The organism is Actinomycetospora sp. C-140, from assembly GCF_054796175.1.
Map to the genome: position 1 here is coordinate 35,390 of NZ_JBTWNF010000011.1, position 11,411 is coordinate 46,800.

Sequence of the window (11,411 nt, forward strand, 5' to 3'; positions counted from 1 at the left end):
GGCCGTCAGCCGGTGGGACCGAAGCGCTCCACGCGGATCGTGCCCGCCGGCTGGCCGGCGTCGACGAGCAGCGTCTCCATCGCGCCGGTGAAACGCGCGGAGCCGCAGAGGTAGACGGTCACGTCCGGGTCGACGAGCCCGGCGATCACCGAGGCGTCGAGCCGCCCGCCGCCGGGCTCCCGCGTCAGCGCGATGTGCGCGCCGGCGGCCTCGAGCTCGCCGGCGTAGGGCAGCAGCTCACGGGTCCGAGCGGTCACCGCCAGGCGCAGCAGCTCGGGCTCGCCGAGACCGGTCGCGTGGCGCAGCATCCCGACCAGCGGTGCGACGCCGCTGCCGCCGCCGATCGCCAGCGCCGGGCTCCCGCCGCTCCACACGAACCAGCGCCCGATCGGGCCGCGGACCTCGAGGTCGTCGCCGGGCTCGACGACGTCGGCGAGGAAGCCCGACACCTCCCCGTCCTCGATGCGCTCGACGAACAGCTCGACCAGGTCGTCCGCGGGGGCCGACGCCACCGAGTACGACCGCTGGGCGGTGTAGCCGTCGGGGGCGCGCAGGCGCACGACGTAGTGCTGACCGGGGTGGTGCTGGACACGCTCGGGCACGGCGAGGCGCAGCACGACGGCGTCGGCCGACGGGTGGGCGACCTCGACGACCCGCGCGTCGCGCCACTTCGCGGCCGCCCGCCGGTCGTTCGGCCCGCCGGCCCGGTCGTCGGGGACGGCGTAGCCCGGGGACCCCGCGTCCTCAGTCCCCGTCGAAGCGCTGCTCACGCCAGGGGTCGCCTCGCTCGTGATAGCCGTTCACCTCCCAGAAGCCGGGCTCATCGTGGTCGAGCAGCGTGATCCGCTCGATCCACTTCGCGGACTTCCAGAAGTAGAGGTGCGGCACGATCATGCGCACCGGCCCGCCGTGCTCGCGGGACAGCGGCGTGCCCTCGTGCTCCCAGACGATCCACGCCTTGCCGCCCCGCACGTCGTCGAGCGGGAGGTTGGTGGTGTAGCCGGTGGTCGAGCGCTCGACCACGAAGCGCGCCTCGGGCTGCACGCCGACCGCGTCGAGCAGCGTGTCGAGCGAGATGCCGGTGAAGTTCGTGTCGAGCTTCGACCAGGTGGTCACGCAGTGGATGTCGCCCGCGTAGACCGACGGCGGCAGGGCCCGCAGCTCGCGCAGCGTCCAGGTCGTGGGCGTGTCGACCAGGCCGTCGACCGTGATGCTCCAGCGGTCCGCGTCCACGCGGGGCGTCGCCTCGGCGGTCAGCACCGGCCAGCCGGCCCCGACGTCGTACTGCCCGGGCGGCAGGCGCGGATCGCGCTCCCGCCGTCGCCCGAGGAACCCACGGGTCGTCGCCACGCTCATCACTCCGTCTCGGCCGGGTCCGTGTGACTCACCGTCACACTAGTGAACGACCGGCCTCCTGGCGTCCCTCCGATGTCGCAGTACCGGGTGAGCCCGGTGACGTCGCGGGGGTCGACGGCGCCTGGTGGCACCGCCACGATGGGGCGAGGCGTCGACCGCACCGGCGTGCTCACCCGCCGCCGTCGGGAAGGACCTGCCATGCGCTCCGTCGAGACCGTGACCTTGGACGACGCCCGCCGCGTCATCGCCGCCGGCGAGGAGGAGGCGGGCCGGCAGGGCCAGCCGATGAACATCGCGGTCGTGGACGCCGGGGGCAACCTCGTCGCGCACATCCGCCAGGACGGGGCCTGGATCGGCAGCGTCGACGTCGCCATCAACAAGGCGTTCAGCGCGCGGGCGTTCGACGTCTCCACCCAGGGCCTCGGCGAGAACGCCCAGCCGGGCGGGCAGTTCTACGGCATCCAGGACTCGAACCACGGCCGCGTCATGATCTTCGCAGGCGGTGTGCCGCTGATGTCGGGCGAGACGGTGGTGGGCGCGGTCGGGGTCAGCGGCGGCACCGGCGAGCAGGACCAGGCGGTGGCGTCGGCCGCCGCGGCGGCCCTCTAAGGGGTCGCCGCCACCGTGGGCTCGGGCGTCGGCGGGGGCACCGGACCGCGGCCCGCGCCGCTGGTCGGGCAGGCCACGGCGTGGTCGGCGGCCACGGCCACCTGCAGGTCGGGCAGCCCGGACAGCGACAGCGTCACCTCCTGCCCGGCGGTGATCTCCCCGACGCCCGCCGGGGTGCCGGTGGTGAGGACGTCGCCGGGGTGCAGCGGGTAGGCCGACGACGCGTAGCTCACCAGCGCGGCGACGCTCCAGATGAGGTCGCGGGTGCTGGCGCGCTGGCGGACGTGCCCGTCGACCGCGCACACGAGGTCGACGTCGGTGGGGTCGACCTCGTCGGCCGTGACGAGCCACGGTCCGAGCGGGGTGAAGGTGGCGAACGACTTGCGCAGCGAGCGGTCCTCACCGCCGCGCATGGTGATGTCGAGGCAGCCGGTGTAGCCGAGGACGTGGTCGAGCGCGTCGGCCTCGCTCACGTGGCGGGCCTCGCGGCCGATCACCACCGCGAGCTCGCCCTCCTGGTCGAAGCGCCGGTCGGTGTAGGGCAACTGGACCGTGCCGCCGTGCGGGAGCACCGACGCGGGCGCCTTGAGGAACACCCCCAGCGCGCCGACGTGGCTCGTCTGGCTCATCTCGACCATGTGGTCGTGGTAGTTGACGGGTGCGGCGAGCACCGTGCCCGGGTCCGGCACGGTCGGCGCGAGGACCAGGTCGCGCAGCGCGAGCGTCGGGCCGGCGTCCGGGGTGAGGGACCCGCGCAGGGTGTCCCAGGCCCCGGCGAGGGCGCGCATCGGGGAGAGCCCGGTCGCGTCGGTGCGCGACCGGACGAGGTCGGTCAGGTCGGTGACCGACGAGCCGTCGGGGTCGACCAGCCCGACCCGGTCGGCACTCTCAGCGGTGAACGAGACGAGACGCAACGGGTGGCCTCCTCAGACCTGGGGGTCGACGACGACGTGGCGGTCGAGCCGCAGCGCCTCGAGCACGGGGGCGTCGGACAGCACGAAGACGTCGGCGGGGCCGCCGTCGTCACGTCCGGAATCGTCGGCACGGTGGTCGACCGCGGCCCACGACGGCACGGTGATCATGTCGCCGGGGCCCCACGCGAAGGTCTCGCCGTCGACCGTCGTGGTGCCGTGCCCCGAGAACGCGACGCGCACCGAGGAGCCGGCCGTGCGCGTGGTCGCGGTGCGCGCCCCGGGCCGCAGGCGCTCCATGCGGCAGCGCAGGGTCGGCAGCACGTCGCGCCCGGTGGCCGGGTCGGTGAACGTCACCCCGACGCTCGCCTCGCCGGGCCGCACCGCGAGGAGGTCGGCCAGCGCCGCGTCCGTGTGGGCGCGGCGGTAGACCGACAGCGGCGAGTGCCCCGCCGGGGTCGGCACGCCGTCGGGCCGCAGGCCGGGGTGGCCGTGGAGGGCCTCGCCCGGTGAGCGGTCGGGGGCGGCGGTGTTCGGGGCCTCGTCCTCGCGGGTCTCGAAGAACACGGCGTCGAGGGCGGCCACCATCGGCAGGTCCAGCCCGTCGAACCAGACCATGGTGCCGTCGCCGGGGTTGTGGTGCTCGTGCCACGTGCCGCCGGGGGTGAGCACGAGGTCACCGGGGCTCATCGGGCACGGGTCGCCGTCGACCGCGGTCCACACGCCCTCCCCCTGCAGCACGAAACGCACCGCGCCCGGCGAGTGCCGGTGGGCAGGCGCGGTCTCGTGCGGGCCGAGGAACTGCACCGCGGCCCAGAGCGTGGACGTCGCGAACGGCAGCCCGCCGAGGCCCGGGTTGGCGAGCGCCAGCACCCGCCGCTCGCCGCCGCGCTCGATGGGGATGAGGTCGCCCGAGCGGTGCGCGAGCGCCTCCAGCGTGGCCCACGGCCAGCGGTGTCCGCGGGTGCCGCCCCGCGGGCTGGGGGTCATGAGGTCGCGGGTCTGGGTCCACAGCGGCTGCAGCCCGGCCGCGGCGACGTCGCCGTAGAAGCGCTCGAGGGCAGCGGTCTCGGACTCGAGAGTGGTCATCGGGGTCTCCCCTGGGACGGACGTGTCAGGAGGCGGCGGCGTCGAGCGGGCGCCCGATGCCCTGCTCGGCGACGGCGGACAGCAGCGACGCCCGGCGCAGCCACGCGCGGGCGGCGTCGGGGTCGGCGGCGGTGGCGCGCAGCGCGGCCTGGTTCTCGGCGCGCACGGCCGGGTCACGCTCGGCCATCATCTGGGTGTTGCGGTGGGTGTCGGCGCGGACGTAGTCGAGCGCGACACCGCGCCGCACGGTGTCGTAGGCCCCGAGCTCGCCGGGCAGGTCGCCGCCCGGCGCGGCGGCCCGGACCAGGCGACGGCCGAGGTCCACGGCGTCGTGGATCCCCGCGTTGAGGCCCATCCCGCCCATCGGCGAGTTGATGTGCGCGGCGTCCCCGGCGAGGACCGCCCGGCCGTCGTGGAAGCGGTCGGCCACGCGCTGGTGCACGGCGTAGATCTGCCGGTCGAGGATGCCGTAGTCGCGGCCGATGTCGGCGAAGCCGCGCAGCCGGCGCTGCATGGACGCCGGGTCGAGCGCCTCGGCCGGGTCCTCCTCGGGCGGGATCGGGAACAGCACGCGCCACGACTCCGGGGTGCGGAGCACGAAGACGAACTCGTCGGGGTCGGCGATGTAGCTGACCTCGGCCAGGTCGGCGTGCGCGCCGAGCGGCTCGGCCCGCAGGTCCTCGGCCACCGAGATGATCAGGAACCGCTGCGGGTAGGTGACGCCCTCGAAGCTCGCCCCGAGCAGCTTGCGCACCGCGGACGCCGCGCCGTCGGCGCCCACGACCAGCGACGAGGGGTAGGCGGCGCCGTCCTCGGTGGTGACGGTCGCGCCCTGCGCGTCCTGGACGAGCCCCGCGACCCGCGCGGAGAAGTGCTGCGCGACGCCGAGCTCGTGCAGCCGCCGCAGGAGGATCTCCACGAGCCGCTGCTGGTTGAGCTGCAGGCGGAACGGGAAGTGCGTCTCGTCCGCGAGCAGGCCGAGGTCGAACTCGGCGACGAGCCCGCGCCGGCGGTCCCGGTAGTGGTAGCGCGGCACGCGCAGCCCGCGGGCGAGCATCTCGCCGGCGACGAGGCCGTCGTCGATGCCGGCGAGCAGCTCCATCGTCGCGGCGTGGAAGGTCGAGGCCCGCCAGTCGGTCCGGTTGACCGTGTCGGCCTCGAGCACGCGGACGGGCAGGCCGGCGTCGGCCAGCGACCACGCGGTGACGAGCCCGACCGGGCCCGCCCCCACGACGGTCACCGGGCGGTCGGCGGACGCGGCGAGCGACATCGGATGGCGGTCCTCTCTGACGGGTCCTCGTCCCGGACGCTAGGTGCGGTGTCCGCCTCGCGGGACAGGTGGTGAGATGTGTTCTGTGGAGCGGAACGACCCCCTGCCCGCGTACGGCATCGAGTCGGTGGACAAGGCGCTGCAGATCCTCGTGATGCTCCGCGAGCGGCGGCGGGTGCGCGTGGTCGACGTCGGCGAGGAGCTCGGCGTCGCCCGCTCCACCGCCCACCGCCTGCTCGCGACGCTCGCCCACCGCGGGTTCGTGGTGCGCGACCCCCGCGACCGCAGCTACCGCGGCGGGCCCGAGCTCCTCGGGCTCGGCGCGGTCGGCGAGGTCGACCTGCGCGCCGCCTCGGGCGAGCACGTCCGCGCGCTGTCGGCACGGCTGCGCGAGACCGTCAACGTCATGGTGCTCGAGGGCGCGTCGTGCCGGTTCCTCGACGGCGTCGCCGGCGAGCGCCCCCTCGGCACCCGCGTGCGCACCGGCGCCGTCCTGCCCGCCCACATCGTCTCCGGCGGCAAGGCCCTGCTGGCCGAGCTGCCGCCGCGCGAGGTGGACGCGCTGTTCGGCTCGTCCCTGCGCCGGATCACGCCGGCGACGATCGTCGACGTCGAGGCGCTGCACGCCGAGCTGCGGCGCATCCGCGAGCAGGGGTACGCCGTCAACCGCGAGGAGAGCGAGCCGGGGCTCTCGGCCGTCGCCGTCGTGGTCCGGGCCGGGACCCGGGCCGTGGGGGCGGTGGCGGTCTCCGCCCCCACCCAGCGCCTCGACGACGAGGGCCTGGGCGCCGCGCTGGAGGAGCTGCACGCCACCGCCGCGGCCATCGGCGCCGAGCTCGGCTGAGCCGGGCTCACGCGGTCGCCGACACCGGGGCCGCGGGCGCCTCGTCGGCCGCGGGCGAGCGCGCCGCGAGGCGCCACACCGCGAGGCCGGAGATCAGCGACAGCAGGCCGATGTAGGCGGCGATCGCCTGCGAGGTGCCGGTGGCCGCGAGGATGGTGGCCGCGAGCAGCGGGGTCACGCCGCCGCCGAGCACCGCCCCGAACTGATAGGACAGCGAGGCCCCGGAGTAGCGCACCGCCGTCGGGAAGGCGCCCGACACGATGATCGCCTGCACCGCGGCGAGCATCCCCAGCACCAGGCCCATGAGCAGCATGGCCACCGCGACCGCGGGCGTCGCGCGCGTGTCGATCAGCCCGAACACCGCGAAGGGCACGACGACCCCCAGCCCCGAGGCGAGCAGGAAGATGCGCACCGGGCCGACCCGGTCGCACAGCGCACCGGCGACGATCGTGACCGCGAGGTAGAGCACCGAGCCGCCGATGATCGTCAACAGCATCGTCTGCTGGGGCAGCTTCACGGTGCCGGTGCCGTAGGAGAGCAGGTACACCGAGAGCAGGTAGCCGAACGAGGACGGCGCGAGCGTGATGCCCATGCCCAGGACGACGTTCCGCGGGCTGGTGCGCAGGACCTCGAGCACGGGCAGGCGCCGCACGCCCTCGGTGCGCCGGGTCGCCTGGAACTCGGGGCTCTCGGTGAGGCGCAGGCGGATCACGAGGGCCACGACGACGAGCAGGGCGCTGAGCACGAACGGGATGCGCCAGCCCCAGGCCGCGAAGCCCTCGCGGCCGAAGGCGAGCGAGGTCACCAGGAACACCACCAGCGCGGAGAGCGACCCGGCGGGCAGCCCCATCTGCGGGAACGATGAGAACCAGCCGCGACGGCCCCGCGGCGCGTGCTCCATGGCCATGAGCACGGCGCCGCCCCACTCGCCGCCGACACCGAGCCCCTGCACGAAGCGCAGTGCCACGAGCAGGATCGGGGCCGCGATGCCGATCGCGGAGTACGTGGGCAGCACCGCGATGAGGAAGGTGCCGATGCCCATGAGCAGCAGCGAGGCGACCAGCGTCTGCTTGCGGCCCAGGCGGTCACCGAAGTGGCCGAAGACGATCCCGCCGACCGGCCGCGCGATGAACCCCACCGCGAACGTGCCGAACGCCGCGAGCGTCGCCGCCGCCGGCGAGAAGTTCGGGAAGAACTGCGGCGCGAAGATCAGCGCGGCGGCCGCGCCGTAGATGTTGAAGTCGTACCACTCGATCGCGGTCCCGATGAACGTCGCGCGGGCGACGCGCCGGGCGTGGGCCGGCGTCGGGTCGCCCGCGTCGGTGCGGGGCGGGGCTGTCGACACGGGGGGCTCCCTGGTGGTGGTCGGTGGCTGGGAGGCGGAAGGGGACGCTAGGAGCGGGCGCGCAGGGTGCGACGCGTCACGTCGTCGTGTTCTGCTGACCAGAACGGCGAGGGCTGAACGCGTACTCGGCGAGGTCCGGCTCGCGGACCATCCGCCAGTAGTCGATGAGCGGGAAGGGCCAGACCTGGGACACCCGCCCGGTCGCGTTGCGGTACCAGCTGTTGACTCGGCCGACGCCCCACGCCATGCGCGCGCTGCCGGCGTCGACGCGGGCGTTGTAGGCGTCGTGGGCCTCGGGCCGGACCTCGACGGCGGTCGCGTCACGCTCGAGGAGCGCGCGCAGGAGCCCGAGCACGTGGTGCACCGCGATCTCGGAGAACAGCAGGATGCTCCCGTTGATCACCAGGCCGGTGTTGGGCCCGAAGACGCAGAACAGGTTGGGGAAGCCGGGCACGTGCACGCCGAGGTGCGCCCGCGCGTCGCCGGCCCACCAGTCGTGCAGGTCCCGGCCGTCGCGACCGCGGACGGCGATCGGCGCGAGGAAGTCCTCGGCGTGGAAGCCGGTCGCGTAGACGATGACGTCGACCTCGTGCTCGGTGCCGTCGGCCGTGCGGACCCCGGTCGGGGTGATCGCCGTGATGCCGTCGGTGACCAGCGCGACGTGCTCGCGGTGCAGCGCCGCGGCCCACACGCCGTTGTCGCGCATCATCCGCTTGGCCCCGGGCGGGTAGTCGGGCACGACCTTGGCGAGCAGGTCGGGCCGGTCGCCGAAGCGGGCCTCGAGGTTGGCCACCAGCGCCTGCCGCAGCGCCTCGTTGCGCGCCGACACCGACACCGGGTGCTCCCAGTCCGGGTCGACCTCCATGAACGGCCGGCGACCGTCCACCGAGGTCCAGAACTGCAGGAACCGCAGCCACCGCGGGTAGTGCGGCAGCGCGCGGGCCAGCGCGCGGGCGGGCTCGGCGATCGGCTCGTGGTAGGTCGGCGTGGGCGCCATCCACGGCGGCGTCCGCTGGAACACCGTCAGCGAGGCGACGCGGTCGACGATCGAGGGCACCACCTGGTAGGCGCTCGCCCCGGTACCGACCACCGCGACCCGGAGGCCGGTGAGGTCGACGTCGTGGCGCCAGCGGGCGGTGTGGAACGCCGGCCCGGCGAACGTGTCGCGGCCCGGCACGTCGGGCAGCTTGGGCCGGTTGAGCTGCCCGGTCGCGCTGATCACCGCGTCGGCGACGAGCACGACCTCCGCCCCGGCCCGATCGCGGGCGGTCACCGTCCAGCGCGCGGTCTCCTCGTCGTACACGGCCGCGACGACCTCGTGGCCGAAGCGCACGAGACGGCGCAGGTCGAGGTCGTCGGCCACGCCCCGGAAGTACTCGTGGACGTCGTCGCGCGCCGAGAACTGGTGCGGCCAGTCGGGACGCTGGGCGAAGGAGTAGCTGTAGGCGAAGTTGGCGGTGTCCAGGCGGGCGCCGGGGTAGCCGTTCTCCAGCCACACGCCGCCGACGTCGTCGTTGCGCTCGAGCACCGTGACGCCCACGCCGGCCTGCGTGAGCCGGTGCGCGGTGACGAGGCCGGACATGCCCGCGCCGACGACGACCACGTCGAGGGTGCGGCCGGGGGCGACCTCGTCCACGGTCCACGTCGGCGCGCCGACGTCGTCGGGCAGGCCGAGCTCGTGGGCCATCAGCGGCAGGTACTCGTCGCCGACGTCGCCCGCGACGAACCGCATGAGGCGCCGCAGGGTGGCGGTGTCCGGCTCGGGCGCCGTCGGCATCCCGGCGTCGCGGAACGCGCGCAGCGCCGCCACCGCGCGTGCCCGGGCCTGCTCGAGGACCTCGGCGGACAGGCCGCCCTGGGGCTCGACGCGATCGGGCAGCAGGCGCAGCGGGGGGCGCAGGGCGTCGTCGACGAGCTCGAGGTCCCCGGTCAGGTGGGCCAGCGCCGGCAGGAGCGCCGGCATCTCGGCGGCGTCCACGGCCGCGACGAGCGCCGCGTCGTCGGCGAGCAGCGCCGCCAGCTCGTCGGCCGTCGTGGGTGTCGCCGTCGGGATCGCCATCGGCCGCCTCTCGCTCGCCGGGTCGCCGCCGGGCGGCGGCTCGTCCACGATGCGGTCGGGCCCCTGGCGTGGGGAAATGGCGAACCGGACGGCGGTGATTCCACGCCGGAATGACCGGGGTCACACCGAGGTCAACACCGAGGTCCACACCGAGGAGGTGCCGCATGGAGCTGCGTCACCTGCGCTCCTTCGTGGTGGTCGCCGAGGAGCTCCACTTCGGCCGGGCCGCCGCGCGGCTGTTCGTCGTCCAGCCGGCGCTGAGCAAGCAGATCGCCGCGCTCGAGCGCGAGCTCGACGTCGTGCTCCTCGAGCGGGATCGGCACGGCGTGGCCCTGACGACGGCCGGGCGGGCCCTGCTCGAGGACGCGCGGCGCGTGCTCGCCCAGGCCGACGCCGCGGTCGGGCGGGCGCAGGCGGCGGGCCGCGGGACGACGGGGACCCTGCGCCTCGGCTTCATCGCCCCCGTGCTCTACGACCTGCTCCCCGGCCTGCTGCGCCCCTTCCGCGCGCGCTACCCGGACGTGCGCCTGGTGCTCGAGGAGATGCACAACCGCGAGGCCGTCCAGGGGGTGCTGGGCGGTCGGGTGCAGGTGGCGTTCGTGCGCCTGCCGGTGTCGCCGGAGCCGGACCTGCGGGTGCGGCCGGTGCGCAGCGAGGGGCTCGCGGTCGCCGTGCCCGCCGCGAGTGCGCTCGCCGGCGGCGACGGGGCGCTGCGCGTCGCCGACCTCGCCGACGAGGACCTCGTCCTCATCGGGCGGGCGCAGGAGCCCGAGCTCCACGACTCCTACCTCGCCCTGTGCGCCGCGCACGGCTTCAGCCCGCGCGTCGCGCACGAGGTCGACCGCACGCACGTCGCGGTCGGCCTCGTCGCCTGCGGGCTCGGGGTGGCGCTGGTGCCGCGGTCCGCGCTGCGGGTCGCCCACCCCGACGTCGTCTACCGCCCGCTCGAGGAACCGACCGCGCGACTGACCGTCGGCGTCGCCTGGCGCGGACCCGACGAGGACCCCGTCGTCGCGAACTTCCTCGCGCTCTGCCCGGCGGCGGAGGGCCCCTAGTCGGGGACGTGGCGGCGCCGCGGCGGCTCGGCCCCCTCGGCGACGGCGACGCGGGTGCGCGCCGCGTGGGCGATCCATGCCGGGTCGCTCGACGCGACGAACCGCCCCTCCTCGACGCCGGCGAGGGCGGCGTCCGCGGCGACGGACGGGTCGACCCCCTCGGTGATCCCCCGGGTGAGCATGTCCACGGTGGCCGCGGCGACGGCGTCGTCACGCTGCGGTGGCCGCGGCCCGAGCCGGTCGGGCCAGTGGTTGCGCTCGTTGAAGGCGGTCGCGACGGCGCCGGGGCACAGCACCGTCACCCCGACCGTGCTCCCCGTGCCGGCGAGGTCGCGGTGCAGCGACTCCGCCAGGGCGAGCAGGGCGTGCTTCGTCGCCGCGTACGGCGCCATCGCCGCCCCCGCCGACCACGACGCGATCGACCCCGTCACGAGCACGTGCCCGCGGTCCCGGGCGACCAGGCCGGGCACCGCCGCGTGCAGCAGGTGCACCACGCCCCAGAGGTTGACGTCGACCACCCACCGCCAGTCGGCGAGCGGGGTCTCCCACAGCCGCGCCGGGTGGCCGGGCACGCCGGCGTTGGCGGCCACGAGGTCCACCCGCCCGTGGCGCTCCTCGGTGTCGGCGACCACCCGCGCGACGGCGTCGGCGTCGGTCACGTCGAGCGGGACGGCGCTCGCCGATCCGCCGCCCGCCGCCACCGCGTCGCGGGCGGTCCGCAGCGCATCGGCGTCCCGGTCGGTCAGCACGACGTGCAGGCCGCGCCGCACGAGGGCCGCGGCGAGCGCGCGCCCGATCCCGCTCGCCGCCCCCGTCACGATCGCGACGTCACCCTCGCGCAGCTCCATGCCTCGATGCTGCCCCGGGGAACAC

General features: G+C 75.4%; 11 protein-coding genes. 3 read left to right on the forward strand and 8 right to left on the reverse strand.

All coding sequences use genetic code 11. From position 1 onward, the window contains the following. Positions 1–5: 5 nt before the first annotated feature. Positions 6–770, reverse strand: a complete 765-nt coding sequence (locus tag ACR9E3_RS18715; RefSeq protein ID WP_460382019.1) for an FAD-binding oxidoreductase — start codon at positions 768–770, stop codon at positions 6–8. Beyond that, a complete protein-coding gene (locus ACR9E3_RS18720) occupies positions 745–1,356 on the reverse strand; it encodes a sulfite oxidase-like oxidoreductase (protein ID WP_460382020.1) in 612 nt (203 codons plus the stop codon). The genes ACR9E3_RS18715 and ACR9E3_RS18720 overlap by 26 nt, the downstream gene beginning before the upstream one ends. A 198-nt stretch (positions 1,357–1,554) precedes the next feature. Here ACR9E3_RS18720 and ACR9E3_RS18725 point away from each other — a divergent pair, with 198 nt between their 5' ends. Further along, positions 1,555–1,965, forward strand: coding sequence for a GlcG/HbpS family heme-binding protein (locus ACR9E3_RS18725; protein ID WP_460382021.1), 411 nt, complete (start codon positions 1,555–1,557; stop codon positions 1,963–1,965). On the opposite strand, the gene ACR9E3_RS18730 is transcribed toward ACR9E3_RS18725, so the two are convergent. From ACR9E3_RS18730 to ACR9E3_RS18740, 3 genes are read right to left on the reverse strand one after another with little or no spacing between them, the layout of a single operon-like run. Next, on the reverse strand, positions 1,962–2,879 hold the full coding sequence (locus ACR9E3_RS18730; RefSeq protein ID WP_460382022.1) for a fumarylacetoacetate hydrolase family protein: 918 nt from the start codon (positions 2,877–2,879) through the stop codon (positions 1,962–1,964). The two genes, ACR9E3_RS18725 and ACR9E3_RS18730, sit on opposite strands and share 4 nt — an antisense overlap. A gap of 12 nt (positions 2,880–2,891) precedes the next feature. Further along, entirely contained in the window at positions 2,892–3,965 is a 1,074-nt protein-coding gene (locus ACR9E3_RS18735) for a cupin domain-containing protein (protein ID WP_460382023.1), read from the reverse strand. A gap of 25 nt (positions 3,966–3,990) precedes the next feature. Beyond that, positions 3,991–5,235 (reverse strand): FAD-dependent oxidoreductase, encoded by a 1,245-nt coding sequence (locus tag ACR9E3_RS18740; RefSeq protein ID WP_460382024.1) that lies wholly within the window; start codon positions 5,233–5,235, stop codon positions 3,991–3,993. A gap of 85 nt (positions 5,236–5,320) precedes the next feature. On the opposite strand from ACR9E3_RS18740, the gene ACR9E3_RS18745 reads away from it, so the two are divergent. Then, positions 5,321–6,079 (forward strand): IclR family transcriptional regulator, encoded by a 759-nt coding sequence (locus tag ACR9E3_RS18745; RefSeq protein ID WP_460382025.1) that lies wholly within the window; start codon positions 5,321–5,323, stop codon positions 6,077–6,079. Positions 6,080–6,086: 7 nt separating this feature from the next. Here the strand turns inward: ACR9E3_RS18745 and ACR9E3_RS18750 are convergent, their stop codons facing one another. After that, complete coding sequence (locus tag ACR9E3_RS18750) at positions 6,087–7,424, reverse strand: MFS transporter (protein WP_460382026.1); 1,338 nt, start codon at positions 7,422–7,424, stop codon at positions 6,087–6,089. A 76-nt stretch (positions 7,425–7,500) separates the two neighbouring features. Beyond that, positions 7,501–9,483 (reverse strand): flavin-containing monooxygenase, encoded by a 1,983-nt coding sequence (locus ACR9E3_RS18755; protein ID WP_460382027.1) that lies wholly within the window; start codon positions 9,481–9,483, stop codon positions 7,501–7,503. A gap of 164 nt (positions 9,484–9,647) precedes the next feature. On the opposite strand from ACR9E3_RS18755, the gene ACR9E3_RS18760 reads away from it, so the two are divergent. Next, the gene (locus ACR9E3_RS18760) at positions 9,648–10,538 is read left to right on the forward strand and encodes a LysR family transcriptional regulator (RefSeq protein WP_460382028.1); all 891 of its coding nucleotides are present in this window, start codon (positions 9,648–9,650) and stop codon (positions 10,536–10,538) included. Here ACR9E3_RS18760 and ACR9E3_RS18765 read toward each other — a convergent pair. After that, complete coding sequence (locus ACR9E3_RS18765) at positions 10,535–11,386, reverse strand: SDR family NAD(P)-dependent oxidoreductase (protein ID WP_460382029.1); 852 nt, start codon at positions 11,384–11,386, stop codon at positions 10,535–10,537. The genes ACR9E3_RS18760 and ACR9E3_RS18765 overlap by 4 nt on opposite strands. Positions 11,387–11,411: the final 25 nt, after the last annotated feature.